At 44.4% G+C, this 20,625-nt stretch carries 17 protein-coding genes and 1 tRNA gene; 6 read left to right on the plus strand and 12 right to left on the minus strand.

Annotation, left to right across the window (positions count from 1 at the left end):
* The first annotated feature begins 15 nt into the window (after positions 1–15).
* Positions 16–1,029: a DUF3080 family protein gene (locus PATL_RS12795; protein WP_041713824.1), complete on the plus strand. Its 1,014-nt coding sequence runs from the start codon at positions 16–18 to the stop codon at positions 1,027–1,029.
* Here PATL_RS12795 and PATL_RS12800 read toward each other — a convergent pair.
* From PATL_RS12800 to PATL_RS12820, 5 genes are all read right to left on the minus strand, one after another.
* Positions 1,026–1,781 carry a 3'-5' exonuclease gene (locus PATL_RS12800; RefSeq protein WP_011575286.1) on the minus strand — a complete coding sequence of 252 codons (756 nt, stop codon included), beginning with the start codon at positions 1,779–1,781 and terminating at the stop codon, positions 1,026–1,028. The two genes, PATL_RS12795 and PATL_RS12800, sit on opposite strands and share 4 nt — an antisense overlap.
* A gap of 16 nt (positions 1,782–1,797) precedes the next feature.
* Positions 1,798–3,684, minus strand: a complete 1,887-nt coding sequence (locus PATL_RS12805) for a DUF294 nucleotidyltransferase-like domain-containing protein (RefSeq protein WP_011575287.1) — start codon at positions 3,682–3,684, stop codon at positions 1,798–1,800.
* A gap of 130 nt (positions 3,685–3,814) precedes the next feature.
* A complete protein-coding gene (locus tag PATL_RS12810; protein WP_011575288.1) occupies positions 3,815–5,440 on the minus strand; it encodes a BCCT family transporter in 1,626 nt (541 codons plus the stop codon).
* A gap of 156 nt (positions 5,441–5,596) precedes the next feature.
* Positions 5,597–6,949, minus strand: coding sequence for a porin (locus PATL_RS12815; protein ID WP_011575289.1), 1,353 nt, complete (start codon positions 6,947–6,949; stop codon positions 5,597–5,599).
* A gap of 940 nt (positions 6,950–7,889) precedes the next feature.
* A tRNA-Val gene (locus PATL_RS12820) sits at positions 7,890–7,966 on the minus strand.
* Positions 7,967–8,292: 326 nt separating this feature from the next.
* On the opposite strand from PATL_RS12820, the gene PATL_RS12825 reads away from it, so the two are divergent.
* The 3 genes from PATL_RS12825 (at position 8,293) to PATL_RS12835 (ending at position 10,722) form a co-directional block, all read left to right on the plus strand.
* On the plus strand, positions 8,293–9,342 hold the full coding sequence (locus PATL_RS12825; protein ID WP_011575290.1) for a patatin-like phospholipase family protein: 1,050 nt from the start codon (positions 8,293–8,295) through the stop codon (positions 9,340–9,342).
* Positions 9,343–9,833: 491 nt separating this feature from the next.
* Positions 9,834–10,217 (plus strand): ACT domain-containing protein, encoded by a 384-nt coding sequence (locus tag PATL_RS12830; protein WP_011575291.1) that lies wholly within the window; start codon positions 9,834–9,836, stop codon positions 10,215–10,217.
* Complete coding sequence (locus PATL_RS12835; RefSeq protein WP_049765890.1) at positions 10,195–10,722, plus strand: PTS sugar transporter subunit IIA; 528 nt, start codon at positions 10,195–10,197, stop codon at positions 10,720–10,722. Before PATL_RS12830 ends, PATL_RS12835 begins: the two co-directional genes overlap by 23 nt.
* A 7-nt stretch (positions 10,723–10,729) precedes the next feature.
* Here PATL_RS12835 and PATL_RS12840 read toward each other — a convergent pair whose 3' ends face one another.
* The 7 genes from PATL_RS12840 to PATL_RS12870 are packed head-to-tail and all read right to left on the minus strand — an operon-like array spanning position 10,730 to position 18,615.
* Entirely contained in the window at positions 10,730–12,985 is a 2,256-nt protein-coding gene (locus PATL_RS12840) for a molybdopterin cofactor-binding domain-containing protein (RefSeq protein WP_011575293.1), read from the minus strand.
* Positions 12,982–13,482, minus strand: a complete 501-nt coding sequence (locus tag PATL_RS12845) for a (2Fe-2S)-binding protein (protein WP_011575294.1) — start codon at positions 13,480–13,482, stop codon at positions 12,982–12,984. Before PATL_RS12845 ends, PATL_RS12840 begins: the two co-directional genes overlap by 4 nt.
* Positions 13,483–13,512: 30 nt before the next feature.
* On the minus strand, positions 13,513–14,148 hold the full coding sequence (locus PATL_RS12850) for a nucleotidyltransferase family protein (protein WP_157043411.1): 636 nt from the start codon (positions 14,146–14,148) through the stop codon (positions 13,513–13,515).
* Between the two features lie 26 nt (positions 14,149–14,174).
* A complete protein-coding gene (locus PATL_RS12855; RefSeq protein WP_011575296.1) occupies positions 14,175–15,221 on the minus strand; it encodes an XdhC family protein in 1,047 nt (348 codons plus the stop codon).
* A gap of 4 nt (positions 15,222–15,225) precedes the next feature.
* Positions 15,226–16,587, minus strand: a complete 1,362-nt coding sequence (locus PATL_RS12860) for an RDD family protein (protein ID WP_011575297.1) — start codon at positions 16,585–16,587, stop codon at positions 15,226–15,228.
* A 13-nt stretch (positions 16,588–16,600) separates the two neighbouring features.
* Complete coding sequence (locus PATL_RS12865; RefSeq protein WP_006991097.1) at positions 16,601–17,779, minus strand: vWA domain-containing protein; 1,179 nt, start codon at positions 17,777–17,779, stop codon at positions 16,601–16,603.
* Positions 17,779–18,615 (minus strand): AAA family ATPase, encoded by an 837-nt coding sequence (locus tag PATL_RS12870; RefSeq protein WP_011575298.1) that lies wholly within the window; start codon positions 18,613–18,615, stop codon positions 17,779–17,781. The genes PATL_RS12865 and PATL_RS12870 overlap by 1 nt, the downstream gene beginning before the upstream one ends.
* Before the next feature lie 412 nt (positions 18,616–19,027).
* On the opposite strand from PATL_RS12870, the gene cysK reads away from it, so the two are divergent.
* Both cysK and PATL_RS12880 read left to right on the plus strand, forming a co-directional pair.
* Complete coding sequence (gene cysK, locus PATL_RS12875; RefSeq protein WP_011575299.1) at positions 19,028–19,993, plus strand: cysteine synthase A; 966 nt, start codon at positions 19,028–19,030, stop codon at positions 19,991–19,993.
* A 126-nt stretch (positions 19,994–20,119) separates the two neighbouring features.
* On the plus strand, positions 20,120–20,572 hold the full coding sequence (locus tag PATL_RS12880) for a hypothetical protein (protein ID WP_011575300.1): 453 nt from the start codon (positions 20,120–20,122) through the stop codon (positions 20,570–20,572).
* Positions 20,573–20,625: the final 53 nt, after the last annotated feature.

Consider the following 20,625-nt stretch of genomic DNA (forward strand, 5'->3'; position numbering starts at 1 on the left):
CAGGCTACTCACTTCATGCTTAACCGGCTCACAATAGTATTGGCCCTGACCATAGCGACGGTAGGATGCGGGCGAAACGACATCAGTCATACGATGAACCAATACCAAGAGCGGATAGCCAATGTATTAGACGCCCCGTTCAATGCCCCAATACCAATCAAAGCTTCAGCCTCGCTGGTCTACCCTAGCAAACGATTATTGGTAAATGTAATCAACCCACCTCAGTTGGACGTAAAGCAATTTTTTGCCTTAAAGAAATGTGACCTGAGTGTATTGATAGCCCAGCGAAACACCCCGTTAGGGCGTATACAACCACCCTCAGTACGCTACCTTTATGAGCGTGAAGTGGTTGAGTCGTTGTCACGCTGTAAGCTACTGATGCCAGAGTACAGCGCATTACTCGATGACTGGCTGGAGCATAAACTCACTGCCCTGCCATTGGTATGGGCAAATCTTATACAAACCAGTGATGAAACCATTAATGCCTTTAGTAATAACAGTGATTTTTTTAACTCAGTAAGCTCCACCGAGCTACATACAACAAAAAGTGCTTTATCGTATTTACTCGACGCAAATAGCCAACTAAGCTCAGCGCCAAATAGCCAAGAATTGGAGCGCTATTTGTCCCAACTCTCAAAGTCGCACTTACCGGCCAAAACATGGCGAACCCAATCGGTAATAAGAGAAGAATTAAATAGCACCACATTATGGTTACAAAAGCAGGACCTGTTTGAACAATGCAAGGATGGCCAACCAAGTCAGAAAATGAAGTATCTGAAAAACGTGTTTACCTTATTTTTTATCGAGAAAATTCAACCTATTGGCAGTGAACTAAACCGCGTGCATTATACGCTTTCACCGCTCTATCAAAAATTAAGTACAGAACCGAATTTAGCCCCGTCATTTCGCCAGTTTATCAACGCCCAAGGTGACGAGGGTTTTAACGCATATCAACTGGCGATGAAACACCATGTGGAATTTTGGCAAACAATTTTTAAGCATTGTGGCATTTCACCTCGTGTAAACTAACACCAAATGGCAGAAATGGGTGACGTGTCATCTGGGTAATGTGTCGCCACTTGTGCTTGCAGCAGTTCTGCACATGCCAATGCATCGGTTAACGCATTATGCTGTCGATAATAAGGCAAACGATAGCGAGAGCGACAATCAGTGAGTCGAATGGACGGCGTTTTCTGCCCTAACAAACTGCGCAGAAATGTACGTTTTATAGTGCGGGAAAAGCGCGCTTCTAAAGCCATTGTATCGATACACGGGAATACAATTTCCTCACCGATATAATGCTTTAACGCTGAATTTAAAAAACGGACTTCAATATCTTTGTGATGAGCCACCACCACTTTTCCCTGCAAGTGCTGCAATAGCTCATCCAAAACTCTGTTGAATGACGGTGCATCAGCCACATCGGAGTGGGTAATACCGTGGATCACCACCGACTTGGTTTTTAATTCAGTATCGGGTTTGATTATCCAGTGCTGCGCCTCTTGGCAACGTATGCGCTTCACTGTCATTGCCACCAAACCAATACTGACAATACTATCCGTTTTGGGATTTAAACCTGTGGTTTCAAAATCTAGTGCGACCAAAGGGGTCTCTGCGATAGGGGTATCTGCACTTATTGTCCCATGGGCGTAATACTGTTTAAGCGCAGGATACTTTGCTTGTTTATGGCGTTTAGCAAACTCACCAGTCCAATTAACCCCTTTGCCGACAGGTTTATTATTTGGCGTATCCTGGAGCGCTTTTTTATCTAAATAAAACATCCAATGACCTTTTGCATTACAAGTGACGACCAGGTTGATACCGATACTTCATGTATTTTTGCGCATCGCTGAGAATTTGAAACGCGTCTCGCAGGTTTTTACGTTCAAAATCGGACAAATACTCTGGCTCAATGTCATTATCAGGGACACGTTTCATTTCCAAATCAAATGCTTGGTGGCGAATGCGTACCATAGCAATAAACTCAAGTGCGTCACGTAAGTCGACCCCGCGGCCTGGGGGCAGAATTTTGGCATCAATCACACCATTGAGCCGTGAAAAGCTGTTACGTCCCTCAGCCCCGACCGACAAAGCATGCACCCGGATTAAGTCGGCAATGGGGGCTGTCCCCCTGCGCTTCATATTAATAGAGTTGGTTTGCCGTCCATCCGTTTCCATCACAAAGTCTTTAAAGAACCCTAAAGGCGGCGTACGCAGCAATGCGTTTCGCGCCATACATGCTAGAAAGCGGGAATTTTTAAAGGCTTTTTTACGAATGAGTCTATTTAGTGCGTCAGCCCATACCTTTTTCCCCCACACCCCGTCTAAATCGAAAAATATTGCACTGTGTAAAAGTGTTTCGGGTGTTGGATTATCTATCCATTGAGTGAAATATTGCTCCCATATTTTTAATGGTTGACGCCATTTTTTGTTAGTTGCCATAATCCCGCCTTTGCAATAGGTATACCCACAGCGGTCTAAGCCGTCACACACAAAGTTGGCTAAATCATTAAAGTAAGCGTCATGCAATTTGGGCTCAAAGCGGTTATCGAGCACCAAGGCATTGTCTTGGTCTGTTACTATGAGCTGTTCGTCACGGGCCATAGAGCCAAGGGCGAGAAAACAATAAGGTATCGGCGGCGGGCCGAACTCTTCTTCCGCTAACTCCAGTAGGCGCTGCTTAAAACTGCGGCCGATAACCGCCATCGCACTGCCAATCATTTGCGAGTTTGCATCTTCATCTACCATGCGTGAAAAGCATGTTTGCACTTCATCCTTAAGTGCTGCGAGTTCATCAACGTTTTGCGCATTGAAAATACTTTTGACCACGAACAAACTGTTTTGTGACTCGTAACGCAGTATATCTTGATGGCTTATTAAGCCAATGGGTTTCGATTTTCTGAGTACAGGTAAGTGCGTCACCTTGTGTTTTAACATCAGCATCATGGCTTCAAACACGTATTGGTTGCTTTGCACTATGGTGAGTTGCGTCGTCATGATGTCCGTCACCGGAGTGGATAAATCAAGTCCGTTAGCCACAAGTCGGCTTCGAATATCCACATCAGTAACGATCCCAATGACCGGCTCGTCATCTGAACTTGTATCATCGTTTAGGTACTCATTTGAAATGAGTAGAGAGGAGACCCCCTCTTCGGTCATGCGCAGTGCAGCATCTTGCACACTGGTATGCGGTGGCAAGATCAGCGGCAATTGCTCGATGAGCTTTTCCACCTTGACCGTTAACAACGCATTATTGTCTTTTTTATCTGGGCTGGATTCACGTAATCGGCTGCGATCTTCAACTTCTACGAAGTCAGCAAACTGCTCATCGTTGTCGAATAGATTATTAAACGTATCAGCGTCTATGAGGTAAACCAAGGTATCTTCAAGGGCAACGACAGGAAAACGCACCGGGCGGTTGCGCATTAGGGCCAATTCGCCAAAAAAGTTTCCTTCACCTAAACGGTTGTATAACTCGCCGTCACGACGGAACACCTCAACAGCACCGCTTCTGATCACAAACCAATGCGTGTTGTCTTGGCCAAAGGTGAGAATGGGTGAGCCTGCTTTGTAATAGGCGATTTCTACCCCAGACGCCACATGAGATAACTCAGGCGCCGCTAAGTCAGAAAACGGTTTATGTCGTTGCAAGAAGTCGGTAACTTCAACTTGTTCAGTGGCCATAGAGCAGCAATTCCTGTTGGAAATAGGCAATGAATAACAACTAACTGAGGCAGATTATACCGGTTAGTTGTATCGTGTAAAAACAACAAATCCAGCCTGATAGCTGGATTTGTATAATCAGATAAGCGACTTATCTTGGTTCAGACATCAAGCCTTTGACCATAGAGAATGCCGCAATGAGCAACACAATGGTGAACGGGAATCCCGTGGATACCGCCATCGCTTGAAGTGCAATGAGTCCGCCACCAAGTATCAGTGAAACGGCGACTAAACCTTCAAACACACACCAAAATACGCGCTGAGGTGTCGGCGCTTCTACCTTGCCACCAGCCGAGATAACATCAATCACCAAAGAGCCAGAGTCGGATGATGTCACAAAAAACACGATGACTAACACAATGGCCACAAACGAGGTGATATTGGCTAAAGGAAGCCCCTCAAGTACAGCAAACAATTGTAACGGTAGGTCAGCGTTTACCGCCGCTTGATAACCATCAACAACAACCTGCTGAATAGCAGTTCCGCCGAACACTGTCATCCAAAATACACAGGCAACTGATGGCACAAGCAGTACTGAAATAATGAACTCGCGAACCGTACGGCCTCGAGAAACCCGTGCGATAAACATCCCCACAAAAGGACTCCAGGAAATCCACCACGCCCAGTAAAAGGCAGTCCATCCCGTTGCGAAACCCGTATCCTCACGCCCTACTGGATTCGCCAATTCAGGTAAGTAACGAATATAAGATACCAAGTTGTCAAAAAAGCCCGTCAGGATGGCTATTGTCGGCCCAACAACAAGCACAAAGATAACCAGCAGCACCGCTAAGATCATATTGATTTCTGACAGTTTTTTCACGCCGGCATCAAGGCCTGCTACCACTGAAAACAATGCAAGTCCCGTTATGCCTAGTACCAACAATATTTCAGTGGTTTCACCTAAAGGTAAACCAAAAACCGAATGTAGGCCTGATGCGGCTTGAGATGCCCCTAGCCCCAATGATGTCGCTAAACCAAACAAGGTTGCCAAAATCGCTAAAATATCAATGATATGCCCAGGCCATCCCCATACTCTCTCGCCTAAAATAGGATAGAAGACCGAGCGAATGGTCAGCGGCAACCCTTTGTTAAAAGAGAATAATGCCAAGCCTAAGGCCATGATGGCGTAAATTGCCCAAGGGTGGAGTGCCCAGTGATAAATCGTGGCGGCCATCGCCAGTTTTTGTGCTGCAACCGCGTCGCCGGCTGCGCCTCCTAGCGGAGCGTAATCGGTCCGAACGCCATTCTCTAGCGTCGGTCCAGCAAAAGCAGTCCCGAAATGTCCCAATGGCTCACTAACGCCGTAATACATCAAACCTATGCCCATGCCTGCAGCAAACAGCATGGAGAACCAACCTAAGTAACTGTAATCAGGTTTCGCTTCGGTGCCGCCCAAACGGACTCGTCCTAAAGGCGAAATGACCAATACCAAACATAGAATAACGAATATATTCGCCGCCCCCATGAAGAAGCCATCCAAATTACCCGTTAGCCAATTTCGAATATTACCGAAAAAGGGTTCGGCTTCCGCTTGAAATAATAATGTCAGCGCCACGAATGCGATAATCATTACCCCTGACACCGCAAAGACGCGGTTGTGGATGTCTAATCCAAATGGACCAACACTGACCACGATATTGTCTTGTCCCACTTGATAATCAGTATCAATGGGGTTGACCTCTCCGTCCGGTATCATCGGATCTTTATTCTCTTTCATCGAAATGTCCTTTTTATTAACCTGTGTTTCAAAATATTTTGGAGTGTGTGTAACTTATTAATATGCTTAAAATTTAATGCGTTTATCATCGTATTGATAAAAATAAACATAAACATAAACACCATCGCGCAATTATCTGTTAGATGAAATTATCTATTAGAAATAGTAGCCAATATTGATATTAAAGCGTTGCTCCGTTTCATCGGTATCACCCGCAGCGCTGCCCCCCACAAAAGGCTGATTCTTTGCGTGCACCAAATCGAAATAGGTAAATAACCCACCTGCCGCCACTGACATGCCCAACACATTCATCATGGTATCTTCGCTGTTGTCAGACTTGTCGTATACCAAACCAAAATTGTTGTAGAACTGCAGATCAGTTACAGGTCCGAAATCAACAGCCATGTCATAGGCAATGTTGAGTGTGGTTGATTTAGCATCAGCAGCAATTGAATCATAAAACGAATACGCGCCAACGGCTAAGCGGTCAGCCTCACCAATATCATAGTCATATTGACTGTGTTGAAATTGTAAATGCCAATTTCTGTATTGACTGCTGGTATGAAACGCCCACGCCTGATAATCCCCAGCGCGATTTTCACCGTTATGAATACCGCCTTGTAACGCAGACACACCGACCTCAGTTTTCACCTCCCCGGTGGTAAAATGATAAGCAAAGCGACCTGCTAAAGTATTGTATTCCCCTAATCCTTCGCTCGGTTCATCGTAGATGCCATCACCTTGTGCTCGAATACCAACAATATCATATGAATAGCGGTCTGATCGATTGTCTACGTAGCCATCAACTCCGCCAAGCTCATCATTTTTAAAGAACCCCACATCTAGCTGCCAGTTGTCAGCTACGCTACGTTTAAAGACCACGCCTAAATCAAAATCATCCTCTAAACCCAAGTAGTAGTTAGTGCTAAAGAAATAGTTCTGCGAATTATAAGACTGATTACCAAATGGCACTTGAGTAATACCAGCTTGTACTTGCCAGTTCTCGCTGAATTGATAACCAGCATAGGCATATTTAACAGCTGTCATATAATCAAAAAAGCGAATTTCACCATTTAAAGTGACCCCCCCTACTTCTCCACTCATGTTGATACGGAAAATATCAAAATCGAAGTCGCCACCTCGGTTCTTATTACCGTCATCATAAGAGGTATAACTGTAATTCGTTCGAATGGCACCGCCAAAGGTGATCCCATCGGTCGATTCAGGCTCTTCACGTTCGGTTTCAGCAGTGTTTGTTTCGACTTTCTTATCTTGCTGGGCTAAATCAACTGATTGAGTAGATTTTGCGTTGGATGACAGAGAGGGATTTGCCGCAGTATTAGTGGGCTTATTTTGGTTTTCCAGCTGTTCTAAGCGAGCTTGCAACGCTGAAATTTGTGCTTTTAGTGTCGCCAGTTCTTGTTCACTAACTTCTACAGCCGATGTGCTGAAAGAGCTCGCTATTGCACCTGATAATAGGGCTGGTCCGATACACTGTGTGAGTTTCATATTATGTCCTTTCACTATAAAAATAAATATATGTTCCTCTTTGCTAATTTTATTCTCGACGACAATTAAGCGCTGATGACCTTGTAAAGGCTAGTGATTAAGAGTTCTAAGCCCTATTGCGGGTCACGCCATAGCGGCCCAATTTTGGTCTTACCCATAACCAAACACACGGTTTCTTTGCTTTTGTCATTTCTTATTATCTAGTGAGAGCCGCCTGCGCGGCATTTCTCTTTGTATCACTGGTCTCGCTCTTTTATCGTTATTGGCCACACTACGCAGTGGCCCTTAGTGATATTTCCTAAACGCGAAATCCCTTTTGGCTATTCTCCTACGCCCCACTCCTTCACTGCTAAATTCCAAATAGTAGGCTTCAAGCACGGGGCTTTGAGTACTGGGCTTTTGAGAGTTTTGTAATTAAAAGCTGTGCGCCATGCATTGAACGAGCAAGATATACACCACATGCTTTTGTGCTTAAATCGACCAAGAAAAATACATTGAATTAGATCTATTAATTGAAAAAAACATGAAGTAACAAATGAGACCCCGGAAAAAATAACACTTAGTAGCAATTTAAACAGTATGATGAAAGTAGCATATCTACTTCATCCTTTTCACAGACCATATCAAAATTTCAAGTGAAATTGAAATTAAACCCTTTTAAAACAAGACTATATTCAGGTTCTCTATATTGCGTCTTATGAGAATGTGAATTTTGTTATCAACTTAATGTAAGGCTATAGTGCTAATTTTAACGATAATGAAAATATTAACGCTGGAGAGATAAATTAATTAGAGTACAAATTAAAATAATGAAATTAATGGCTAACAAAGTGCAGTAACCCATACAGAAAAGGCTATGACAAAATCTTACTCGGTAATAATGAAACGCGATTGTAAAATATACAAAGAAGAGAGATGTAAAAACAGGAACATAAAGAAGTGGTGCGTCCGAGATGACTCGAACATCCGACCCCTACCATGTCAAGGTAGTGCTCTAACCAACTGAGCTACGGACGCACTGTGTAGAGATTGCCTGAGGAATCCCTCGAAGCGGCGCGTATAATAACGATGCTATTGATTGACTGCAAGCGGTTTTTCATCGTTAATGATCATATGCTGAATTTATAGACAAATAAGATAACAGTGGTGCTATTAGCCTATGCTTTTCATCAATTCCAAATGCGTAGTCAATTAAAATGTTACACCAGCAAGTCGAAATTCCAACTTGTTTAAGGCGATAACCAGCCAGAAGATGTAACAAGTATATTACAACTTTGTTCAGCAATATCATCCCAGTTTCGGTAAGCTAGCTACATATTTTTGATTACGCTTTAACTTTGATTATGTTAGATATTTACGCAGGAAAGTCAGCCTTAGCGCTGATCGAAAAAGAAGGGTTTCAACAAAGTATTTTCAGTTCTTTTTTGGGCGCGAGCGGCGGTCCTAAGTGGTTCAGTTTATTTGGCTTAGATAAATACCTATTCGGTGAGTTCTTTGCTAATCGGACTGACCCTTTGAACCTAATCGGTTCATCGGCAGGTGCTTTTCGTGCAGCTTGCTTTGCACAAAAGGATCCCGTTGCCGCTATTACTCGTTTAGCAAAATATTATTCTGAAACGTCCTATGAAGATGATGTCACCCCGCTAGCGATCAGTAACAGTGCTCGCGCGCTGCTTGATAGAGTTTTCAATGAGCACGGTGCTCAAGAAATCATTGAGAACCCCATATTCAAAGCACATTTCTTAGTAGCTAAATCAAATGGATTGGTTGCCTCTGAGCGTAAGCCACTACAAATTGCTGGTCTGGTTAAAAGTTATGCTTTAAATAGAATGAATCGACGTCTACTGACTAAACAGTATGAACGTTTTGTTTTCCAAAATGCTAACAGTACACTGAGTATTGAAGACGAAAGTGGCTTTCTGACTCATAAAGTGCCCTTAACTCAAGCCAACATTAAAGAATCATTACTAGCGTCTGGCTCAATCCCCATGGTGATGTTAGGTATTAGGAATATTCCCGGTGCCCCAAACGGTATGTACAGGGATGGCGGTATTATCGATTACCATTTCGATATATCACTAAAAAATTCCCCTAAGTTAACCTTATATCCGCATTTCAATGCTCAGCCTAAAGCGGGTTGGTTCGATAAATCTCTTAAACGCAGGGTCAGCGCCCTAAATTATGATAAAACGGTGATGTTAGTGCCATCTAATGCATTTATCGCTTCTTTACCGTTTGGCAAGATCCCTGACAGAGAAGATTTCACCAAAATGCCGACCCAAGACCGTATCGAATACTGGCAACAGGTATTACGTCAAACAGAGGCACTGGCAGACAGTTTCAGTGAATTTACTAAACAACAGGATTTTTCACGTATCAAATTGATAAGCTAACTATTTGATGGAATCGCGATCGACTCCGATCGCAGCCAGTATGATTAACATTTAAACGATTAAAACCAATCAAAAAAGTGGTTTTAACTATTGCAAGTTATCAACATAGATGCTCTGCAATTAAAACTGTGCGTTTTACAACCAACTAGAAAATTGTCAGTCATATCAAGCGATTAACGCACAATATCAAAGAACTCAACAAGGTTATCCACAGATTCAGTGGATAACACCGGTATAATTCACAGTTAATGTGAATAACAGACCACAAATTTGTGAATAAGCAACAAATAAAATGATCGACTGTTTGGCCATGCGATCAGCAAACGAACGATCAATGCCGAATATATAGCCATGGTCCAACCAGAAGTCACCTGTCACTGACTTTTATGCTCTTGACGATATCCAATGCAATAATAATCAATTAGAAATACTTGCGTTGTTCGCCAAAGGCCGCAAAATAGACGCCATTATCAGTTGTAAATGGACTCTTCATGCCTAAACAGACGTTAGCCCTTCACCCAGCACGTTTTTGTATCCACAGCTTAGATCACAACTCCCCCATACCCATTGAAGTTCTCCAGTCCCCTATCTTCTTTATCAGTAAAACTGAAGATGAGTTAAGCGTAGTGGTGCCGGATGAGGTAAAAGTGCAAAGTGAAGCCAGTGACGCTAATTGGCGAGCGTTAGAGGTGTTAGGCCCGCTTAGTTTGTCTATGGTGGGGATAATGGCGCAGTTAGGCTCGGTATTCGCTAAAGTGAATGTGAGCATTTTTGTGGTATCAACCTTCGATACGGATTACTTCTTGATAAAACACAATGATTTAAAAGCCGCCGTTGATGCTTTGCGCGCCGATGGCTACAAAGTCACAGAGTAAGGCCTTGTTTAAATCCATCGTTGCACCATCGCCCCCAAAAACGTTTAAAAAAGCCTTGCCGGTGCAATCCCCTTTGTCAGGTAAGATATCGCCGATTGTAAATGCCCCCAACGCGCTCTTTAGTCAAGGGATGTACGGTGACGGAGTGGCGATAGAGCCTTCTGGTTATCAACTGTTTGCACCTTACGCAGGTATTGTGACCGCTTTACCTGAGACAGCACATTGCATAACCTTAGTTGCTAACAATGGCCTGCGTTTATATATTCAATTGGGTATGAACAGCCACACCATGATGGGTGAAGGCTTCAAACGTATCGCTAAGGTGGGACAACAATATGTAGCTGGTGATGTATTGTTAGAATTTGATTTGATTAAAATGCGCAGACGACTTGATAGCACTCTGTCAGCATTTACAGTGCAAAACCCCCAAAAACTATCAGCTATTCAAGGCCATTACTATCAGGCCATAGCAACACAAGATGTTGCTATGACCTTATACATTTAATCTAATGTTAAACCGAGTACACTTTACTTACGGGTAAAGCGCGAATGCGCTTACCAGAAGCCTGATAAATCGCATTGGTTACCGAAGCGGCCACAGGTGGCACGCCAGGCTCACCCACGCCACCTGGCGCTGCGTCTGACTGAATAATGTGGGTCACAATTTTTGGACTCTGGTGCATACGAAGTACAGTATAATCATGGTAATTAGACTGCTCAATTGCGCCTTCTTTTATCGTAACTTCCCCCATTAAGGCAATTGATAAACCAAATATCATTGCCCCTTCTTGCTGTGATTTTACTCGGTCAGGGTTAATCACCCTCCCCGCATCAATCACAGAATGCATTTCAAGCACGGAGACTTTGTCGTTTGCTACTTTCACTTTAGTGGCCACCGCCACATAAGATACAAAGCTACGATGAACACTTATCCCCCAGCCTTCATTGGCGGCTGTAGGGTTATTCGCCCCCGACTTCGCCATCAGTTCGTTTAACACATTCTTCAAGCGCTTCGTTTCGATAGGAAAATTATCGTAAGACTCACCATAATTTTCATATTTAAACCCTTGGGTTTTCGGATCAACTATTCGATCATCCCCGATGAGGTTTAGCCACATCTGATGCGGGCTAATCGAAGATTTTGCCGCTAGTTCATCCACAAACGAGCCAATCGCAAAGCCGTGTTGAATATTACTCACTGAACGTATCCAACCAATACGCACATGGGCCGGCGCTTTATGAGTTTCACAAGACAAGTTTTCGATAGCAAAAGGAAGATCACCAAAACCAAGGGATAATTCCCCCGTTTGTGGCTCGTCAGTGGTGCCGGTGAATGTCCAACTAATACTGGGAAACGCAGTACGTTGAACCCAACTTGTGACTTTACCGGCCTCATCTAGCCCAGCTTGGAAATGTTGGGCACTGATCGCATGATAATAGCCATGGCGAATATCATCTTCACGGCTCCACACCACTTTTACTGGCTTACCGGTTTTCTGCGCCAATACCGCTGCTTCTACTGAAAAATCGGGTTTAGATTTACGTCCAAAGCCTCCGCCCAACAAAGTAACGTTCACTTTCACCTTACTCTTATCAATCCCTAGGGCACCGGCAACATTCTGTTGGGTGGATTGCGGCGTTTGGGTACATGCCCACACTTCACAGTGGCCATCTTTAAACACTGCGGTGGCCGCAGGTGGCTCCATGGGGGCATGCACCAAATAAGGCACAGTGTAAGTTGCTTCAAGTTTCGTTTCTGCCGTATCAAATGCTTGATACGCATCACCCACACTTCGAATTGACTTGCCCTTGGTGACTATGCGCTTCTCAAGTTCAGCTAAATAAGCATCTGAATCGTGACTTTGGTTATCGCCTAAATCCCAGGTGACATTCAACGCCTTGCGACCTTGTAGTGCTGACCAAGTATTACGAGCCAATACCGCAACGCCATTCAAATTCTTAAACAATACTGGAAAACTTTGCTCGGGCATTTCAATCACGTCAACCACATTTGCCACGCCGCGCGACGCTTCTTTATCGAATGTTTTTACCGTCCCACCGACAACTGGGCAACGCTCAATGCTCGCGTAAAGCATGCCGTCCAATTGCACATCCTGACCAAACACCGTGTCTCCGGTCAGTACTTTAGGTAAGTCAACTGATGTCACTGGCTTGCCAATCAATGTAAAGTCTTTTGGTGATTTGAACGTTAAATCTTTTATCTCTGGAACGCTTTGCTGGCTTGCCATCTGTGCTAACTCACCAAAGCTCAACGACTTGCCTGAGCTTTTATGCACTACAGCACCGTTTTCGGCGAAAACGTCACTAACAGGAATGCCCCATGTCTGAGCTGCAGCATTTTCAAGCATGGTTCTGGCGGTCGCGCCCATTTCGCGCATCGTGGTATAAAAGCGGCGAATTGAGCGAGAGCCATCGGTGTTTTGGCTGCCGTATGCTTCGTCACCGAGTCCTTGCACCACCTTCACTTTTGACCAATCAGCGCATAACTCATCAGCGACGATCTGTGGAATCCCCGTGCGCACACCTTGTCCCATTTCGCTACGATGACAAACGATCTTGACGTTGCCGTCATTATCAATGCTGACAAACAAGTTCAACGTATTTGCAGTATTTTCAACATTTGATGAAGCCCAAGCGGGCGTTATGCTAGGCAGCAGCGTGCCCAAAACCAGAGCACCGCCAGCAACACTGGTATAGCGTAAGAAGTCTCGGCGACTGACTGATTTTATGTCATTACGAGCGCTCATGCCTGACCTCCAACTTCTTTAGCTAAAGTGTAATCGAAAGCAGTTTGCTTATTTTTAGCAGCGGTTTTAATGGCGGCTTTAATGCGTGGGTACGTACCACAGCGGCAAATATTGCCCTGCATATAGGTATCGATCGTTTCATCATCTGGATTTGGGTGTTCCTCTAGCAACGCCACAGCACTCATGATTTGCCCCGACTGACAATACCCACATTGAGGTACATTGTGCTCAAGCCACGCTTGTTGAACCGGGTGTTCGCCGGTCGCTGACAAGCCTTCAATTGTGCTAATGTCTTTATCAGCGATAGCAGATAATGGCATGACGCATGACCGTATAGGTTGACCATCAAGGTGTACCGTACATGCACCGCACTGGGCCATGCCACAGCCAAATTTGGTGCCCGTCATGCCTAACACGTCACGCAACGCCCATAATAAAGGCATATTTGGGTCGGCGTCGATTTCTACTGGTTTAGTGTTTAGGTTAAAACGAATCATTTAATGCTCCATTTAGGTGATTATCTTTTGCTAATGAGCGCTGTTGTTCGCTAGCGTTTCTTGCCAGCGAGCAAGGTCAATTTGTGTATCTATGTCATGCTGTGCATCAGCCATGTCTATTGCCAACACATCATATTGGTGTTGCTGCAGTATTTTACGTGCCCCAGCGTCGGCGTTTAATGCCATTAGTTGCGCGAAGTAGCGGCGAGGAAAAACGACTGGCGCACCCAGTACACCCTTGTATCTAGCGGCAATGATCTTTTCGGGCGAAGCAATACAATGATGCAACATTGTGGCTATATGCTCACGCGTTAAAGCGACCTGATCAGCTAAAGTCACCAATAAATGGGATGACTCGCGGTTTACTTTTTGCACGCCAAACGCCAGTGTCGCTCCCATTCCTTTTTGCCAATGATTAAATATATGGGATGTTGCATAAGCAGGTACCACTGAAACAATATCTGCGGCGTTAGCCCCTAAAACGACATTCAATTCAGTCAACTTTTCAAGCAAAGTCCCATTGGATGTCAGATTATCAAGGGTATGATGCAACATGGGCTTGCCATTCACATCAGCCAATTGCTTGATGCCATTAAAGCGCTTACTTTGGCCTGCTGCCAACATGAGCGCCGCTATTGAAGGCGCTTTACCATGAGTTTCGTTCATTGAGGAAGCGTTTATTAAGGAAGCGTTCATTGACGAAGAATACCGCTGATAGATAACCCATTTTGCTGCTCAATAAAGGCGTGGGCCTCAGATAGCATAGATAAAGCAATGGATTCAGGTAGCTCTCCGCCTAAGCGTAAGCCAACCGGATTAGCCAAGGGTTTAACGAGCTGTTCGCGGGTGGTGGGGATCAAATCAAGCACTCGATCAGTCCGATGAATCGGACCAAGCATACCCACATACTTTGCACTGCTTTTCTGCACTAGTGCTAACGATTGGGCATCTAATTTAATATTGTGGGTCATAATGATGGCCATATCGATTTGCTGTAACCATCGATTTTGCTCAAGCGACTCAATGGCGTCACGTACCACGCTGACACTGTTATCGAAATGACCGTTTCTTGCGTAACTGGTGCGTGGGTCGACTAAGGTGACTTGCCATCCAAGTTGCGTTGCTATAGCCACCACTGGGCGAGCGTCTACACCGCCACCAAATACGGCTAAATGAGGCGCGGGTTTGAGGTATTGTTTGAAAACCCCCTGCTGCGTTTCAGTCTTCCGGTCGGTGTCAGCCTTTTTTAAAGCCCCTTCAATTGACTTTGCTTGTTCTGGCGCAGCTTGCTTTAACGTTAGTGTCTTTAACGTATTAAGCGGGACTTGATCGTTAATGACTTGGCAATATTCTGCGGTTTGGTTACTTTCTAATAGCGCGTACAACGAATCAAGCTGCAAATACTGATTCGCCTCATCCACTGGTTGCAACAATATGCGCACCATACCACCACAGCCAATGCCCAGTTTCCACGCCAGGTCTTCTTCTTCTCGCATATCATATTCGACGATACGATTGCGCCCAGAATCCCAACAACGACGCGCTTGTAACATAATATCGGATTCTAAACAGCCGCCACTGAGCAAGCCAAAATATTGCCCTAAATCGTTGATCATCATCATCGCACCGGCTTTTCTATAGGAAGAGCCGTCAGTTTCTATGATGGTGGCTAACACCCACTTTTGCGTATCTTTCTGGCTAAGCCACTGCTTTAACAATTGATTTAATCTATTTGCCACTTAACTACTCGTTGTCAGTTGATTTATTTGATGTTGATTTAACCGATGATTTCTCGGGTACGGTATGAGGATGCACAAACTCCACTCGCTCGTTGCGTAAGTCGATCACTAGCGTTTCAGAAATTTTGTCTTGGATTGCTTGGCGGTTAGGATCCCAGTAAATTTGTAAAAATCCCAAGAGCCCTGTCGCGATCCCTGCGCCATAACCACCATAGCGGCCAAAGCTTTCCCATAAATTCAAACTACTACCATCCAGCTTAATGACTTGAATACCGAGTAAACGCTTACCAGGGGTTTGTCCGTGCCACCAAGCGGTGAAAATACTAAAATAAAAGGCCGCCCAGCCAAACCCAAGGCCAAGATCGGCAGCTATTCCTTGTACCCAAGCTAAAAGACTCGGTGGCGATGAGCCCTGTGCACGTGGGCCCTCTATTTCGCTCAAGGTATCAAAAAAGGATTGAGCGTTTTCTTTTTGTTCAGCGCTTTGGCCAGCTTTTTTACTTTCATCGTTAGTATCAAGGTTGTCAGGGAGAGCCTCACCTTCAGTACGTGCTTTAACGGCGTTTTCAAAGTCAATATTGTTCACCTCACTTTGATCAATTTCGCTTTGTTTTATATCGCTTTGTTTTGTATCGCTTTTGCTATACATGCGCTCATACGTTTGTGTCATGGCAACCTCTAGCTGGCTTTTTTGCTGAGGAGATAAATCGTCACTGACTGCATCGCGATACCCACTAAACAAATTTTCAGCAACCTTTTTATCTATGGGCATAGTCGCTAAATCCGTCGCGAGTTTTTCACCTACAGTCGTCCAGCAAACTAACGGCTCAATGCACTTACCGTATTCGATGTCTTTAGCCACGCTTTTGGTTTCAAATAGATATTTCGCGGTTAACCCTATCAAAGCTAAATTTTCGACCTTGTCCAACTCTACATCGCCGAGTACATCGTCTTCGACTAATTCTGAGCGTATTTTTTGATTTTCGTCTGGGGTTTCTATTACCTCCTGCACGAACTCAATACTCTGTGCAGCAATTAAAAACAGTAAAATGGCCGTGACAAATCGCAGCGAAATTCGCGCGACATTAAAGCGTTTTTTCTTCTTTAAGCGATTTCCCGCACGAAAAAAGGTCACAGCGGCAATAAGTGCCAGCAAAATGTTACTTGCCTGACTTAATAAGCCAATAAGTGCGGCATCTATAATTAGTGCAAACGCGCGTTTGATAGGGCGCGCTAGGGGCGTACCGAAAAGGGACTTAGAAACGTGAAACGCATAGGGCGTGACCATATTGCGTGTTTCTTTTTGGGTTAAATGAGCGGGATTTTCGGGCGCGTCTTCGGTAGCTGATTGTATTGGTTCGCTCACGCGCCCACCTTTTTTATTTCTTGTGTAGCGCTTTTATTGCCTCCCCTAAGCCGTCGATCGTCAAGGGATACATGCGCTGTTCCATAATGTCCTGCATGATACCGATAGAGGCATAGTAATTCCAATATTGTTGAGGCTGCGGATTTAACCAAATACCATGTTTGAAATGCTCCAAAATACGTTGCATCCAAAGGGCACCAGGCTCTTCGTTCCAGTGCTCAACACTGCCACCAGGATAGGTAATTTCGTAAGGGCCCATGGTGGCATCACCGACGAAAATCACTTTATAGTCAGCGCCATATTTGTGAATAACATCAAACACTGACATGGTTTCCTTGCCCCGGCGTTTGTTGTCTTTCCACACGCCCTCGTACACGCAGTTATGAAAATAGAAATACTCTAAATGCTTAAATTCCGTGTGCGCCGCCGAGAATAACTCTTCACACTCTTTAATGTGGGCGTCCATTGAGCCCCCCACGTCAAAAAACATCAACACCTTGATGGCATTGCGCCGGATAGGCATCATTTGAATATCAAGCAAGCCTGCGTTTTTAGCTGTGCCCTCTATGGTGTGAGGCATATCTAGCTCTTCGCTGGTGCCACTTCTGGCAAATTTACGCAGCTTACGCAGGGCAACTTTTATGTTCCTAGTGCCCAGTTCAACATTGCCTGCTAAGTCTTTGAACTCACGCTTATCCCAAACCTTGGCTGCCGAAAAATTACGATTTTTGTCTTGCCCTATCCGCACACCTTCAGGATTGTAGCCATTTGCCCCAAAAGGTGATGTGCCACCAGTGCCAATCCACTTATTGCCACCTTGATGGCGTTTCTCTTGTTCGGCAAGGCGTTCTTTTAGGGTTTTCATCAACTCGTCTAAGCCACCAAGGGCTTTTATTTTAGCCTTTTCTTCTTCACTAAAATGACGCTCAATTTCTTTACGTAACCATTCTTCTGGAATGTCTTTGCCGAATAAGTCGATTTGCTGCACACCTTCAAAGTAATCTGCGAAGGCTTTATCGAATTTGTCATATTGGCTTTCATCTTTGACTAAACACAAGCGGGCCAAATAATAAAATGCTTCAATATCGGCAAACACCACGCCAGCTTGTAAAGCACGCAATAAGTCCATGAGTTCACTTAAGCTGGTTTTGAGCTTGTACTCTCTTAGCTTAAAAAAGAAATCAACCAACATTAGCGGCGCGCCATAAATACCAGTTTTTCAAAAAGATGAATATCTTGCTCATTTTTAAGCAATGCACCGTAAAGAGGAGGGATGGACTTTTTGCTGTCTTTGTCTTTTAGGGCCTCAGGAGAAATATCTTCTGCCACGAGTAGCTTCAACCAATCGATCAACTCAGAGGTAGATGGCTTTTTCTTTAAACCTGGAATATCACGTAAGTTAAAAAATGACTCCAGCGCTTGGCTCAGCAGATCTTTTTTGATGTCAGGGAAGTGAACATCCACAATGCGGCGCATTTCGTCTTGCTCTGGAAACTGAATGTAGTGAAAGAAACAACGACGCAAAAATGCATCAGGCAGTTCTTTTTCATTATTAGAGGTAATGATCACGATTGGGCGTTGCGCCGCTTTTATCGTTTCGCGTGTCTCGTAAACAAAGAACTCCATCTTATCCAGTTCTTGCAGTAAATCGTTGGGAAACTCGATATCGGCTTTATCAATCTCATCAATCAGTAGTACGGGTCGGTTGGTGTTTTCAAAGGCGTGCCACAGCTTGCCTTTAACGATGTAATTTTTAATGTCGTGTACTTTGTCATCACCGAGTTGAGAATCACGCAATCGGGACACGGCATCATATTCGTATAATCCCTGTTGCGCTTTAGTGGTCGACTTAATATGCCATTGAATCAACTCAGTGCCTAAACTTGCCGCGAGCTCCTCTGCTAGCATGGTTTTGCCTGTTCCAGGCTCTCCCTTAATCAATAATGGGCGCTCTAATGTGATCGCCGCATTCACTGCCAGTCTTAGCTCATCGCTAGCAATATAGTTACTCGTTCCATTAAAAGACATCAATACCTCGGTTTATTCGTTGGGTTAATTGACCACTGCTGTTAGAAGCAGTAAAGCCATAGATACATTATTTATTAGGGGAATTACGCCCGATTTGAACTGCCTACAAAGACGAGTGTCATTACATACGCAACTTTATTTATGCAATAGTTAAGCGTGAGCGCAGGTCAATTACCAATGAATAATGCTTAGAGTTAACTATTTCCATAAGATATAGCTAAAAAGCACTTTGAATTTGGTCACTTCGCCTTAATCTAAGTAACTTGGCCATAGGTGTTAGCAAAACCTAAGGCGCGACACAGTTTAAAATTCTCAGACAGAAAGTGCCATTAACGAATAAGTATAAACTTACGTCAGCTTAACGACAGACGTAACAAATTAGGCACTACCCAGACCCCAGAAAGGAAAATTTATGCAAGTTTATGACGACAATTCCCTCGCTATCGGTAAAACCCCGCTGGTTAAATTAAACCGTGTTACTGGTGGTAACGTCTATGCAAAAATCGAATCCCGCAATCCGAGCTTCAGCGTAAAATGTCGCATTGGCGCCAACATGATTTGGGACGCTGAAAAACGCGGAATATTAACCAAAGACAAAGAATTGATTGAAGCAACCAGTGGTAATACTGGGATCGCATTGGCATTTGTAGCGGCTGCTCGTGGCTACAAAATTACCTTAACCATGCCAAGCTCTATGAGCCTTGAACGTCGTAAGTTGCTAAAAGCACTGGGGGCGAATCTCGTATTAACCGAAGCAGCTAAAGGCATGAAAGGTGCAATTGCTGCTACTGAAGAGCTTATTGCGTCAGCGCCGGGCAAGTATGTACCGTTACAACAGTTTGAAAACCCAGCGAACCCCGAAATTCATGAAAAAACCACAGGCCCAGAGATTTGGAATGACACTGACGGAAAAGTCGATATTTTCGTAGCAGGTGTTGGCACAGGCGGTACCATTACGGGTGTAAGTCGTTACCTTAAAAATACCCAAGGTAAAGCCATTACCTCTGTTGCGGTTGAGCCAACTGATTCTCCTGTTATCACCCAAGCGAAAGCCGGTGAGCCATTAACTCCAGGCCCGCACAAAATTCAAGGCATTGGCGCGGGTTTTATTCCTGGCAACCTTGATTTGGATATTATCGACGCCGTTGAGCAGGTAACCAACGAAGAAAGTATGGAGATGGCGCATCGATTGATGAAAGAGGAAGGTATTTTAGTGGGGATTTCCTCAGGCGCCGCAGTCGCAGCGGCCAAACGCTGGGCAGAAAAACCAGAAAACGCCGACAAAGTTATCGTTGTCTTACTCGCAAGCGCCGCTGAGCGTTACTTGAGTAGCCCACTTTTCGCGGGCGAATTTGGTGATACCGAAGAAGTACAATAGGCTCAAGCTATACTGCGTAAACTCAGCGCTTAGAAGAAAGTAAAAGGGAGGCATTTTTGCCTCCCTTTTACTTTCTAGATATCGCAGGTACACTCAACATTGTTATTTTCAACATGTAGAACATTTATGCATTTATCACGTTCACTCTCTTTCATCGCCCTGCTACTCAGCTTTTTTGCACTTAGCGCCTGTGACGACACCACTAAAACGGGGGCTGGTAAATATGGCATGATGGACACCAATATACCCGAATACGCTGCAGTGCAGTTTTTCAGCCATATCTATGAGGATGACAATATCGAAGGCGCGCTTGATTTTGCTAGCCCTAAAATGGCTCGATTAATGAAGTCTTATCGTATTAATCGCAACGTTCAGCGCCACGTACTCAATATGGCATACGACAAAGTTGAAATTAAGCCCAACGCAACCAATGCAGGGCGCAACGAGTTTGCAAAAGAAGCCAGCGTAGCCTTATTTTTTGAAGGCACACTTAACGGTGAGATTGTTAAAGATTTGCGCACGGTAAAACTTGTTCGCATCAAAAAAGCATGGAAGGTAGACGAAGTCAGTGTCGAATGATGTGCATGTGCTTGCACCGATTCTCCTGCTTTGCTTACTGCTGAGCCATTTAA

Origin of the sequence: Paraglaciecola sp. T6c (assembly GCF_000014225.1) — a bacterium.
Classification (GTDB): domain Bacteria; phylum Pseudomonadota; class Gammaproteobacteria; order Enterobacterales; family Alteromonadaceae; genus Paraglaciecola; species Paraglaciecola atlantica_A.

Bases quoted from the DNA above. Each gene is read 5' to 3' on its own strand.
- PATL_RS12795 (WP_041713824.1), top strand. From the start codon at position 16: ATGCTTAACCGGCTCACAATAGTATTGGCCCTGACCATAGCGACGGTA.
- PATL_RS12800 (WP_011575286.1), bottom strand. From the start codon at position 1,781: ATGTTTTATTTAGATAAAAAAGCGCTCCAGGATACGCCAAATAATAAA.
- PATL_RS12805 (WP_011575287.1), bottom strand. From the start codon at position 3,684: ATGGCCACTGAACAAGTTGAAGTTACCGACTTCTTGCAACGACATAAA.
- PATL_RS12810 (WP_011575288.1), bottom strand. From the start codon at position 5,440: ATGAAAGAGAATAAAGATCCGATGATACCGGACGGAGAGGTCAACCCC.
- PATL_RS12815 (WP_011575289.1), bottom strand. From the start codon at position 6,949: ATGAAACTCACACAGTGTATCGGACCAGCCCTATTATCAGGTGCAATA.
- PATL_RS12825 (WP_011575290.1), top strand. From the start codon at position 8,293: ATGTTAGATATTTACGCAGGAAAGTCAGCCTTAGCGCTGATCGAAAAA.
- PATL_RS12830 (WP_011575291.1), top strand. From the start codon at position 9,834: ATGCCTAAACAGACGTTAGCCCTTCACCCAGCACGTTTTTGTATCCAC.
- PATL_RS12835 (WP_049765890.1), top strand. From the start codon at position 10,195: ATGGCTACAAAGTCACAGAGTAAGGCCTTGTTTAAATCCATCGTTGCA.
- PATL_RS12840 (WP_011575293.1), bottom strand. From the start codon at position 12,985: ATGAGCGCTCGTAATGACATAAAATCAGTCAGTCGCCGAGACTTCTTA.
- PATL_RS12845 (WP_011575294.1), bottom strand. From the start codon at position 13,482: ATGATTCGTTTTAACCTAAACACTAAACCAGTAGAAATCGACGCCGAC.
- PATL_RS12850 (WP_157043411.1), bottom strand. From the start codon at position 14,148: ATGAACGAAACTCATGGTAAAGCGCCTTCAATAGCGGCGCTCATGTTG.
- PATL_RS12865 (WP_006991097.1), bottom strand. From the start codon at position 17,779: ATGTTGGTTGATTTCTTTTTTAAGCTAAGAGAGTACAAGCTCAAAACC.
- PATL_RS12870 (WP_011575298.1), bottom strand. From the start codon at position 18,615: ATGTCTTTTAATGGAACGAGTAACTATATTGCTAGCGATGAGCTAAGA.
- cysK (WP_011575299.1), top strand. From the start codon at position 19,028: ATGCAAGTTTATGACGACAATTCCCTCGCTATCGGTAAAACCCCGCTG.
- PATL_RS12880 (WP_011575300.1), top strand. From the start codon at position 20,120: ATGCATTTATCACGTTCACTCTCTTTCATCGCCCTGCTACTCAGCTTT.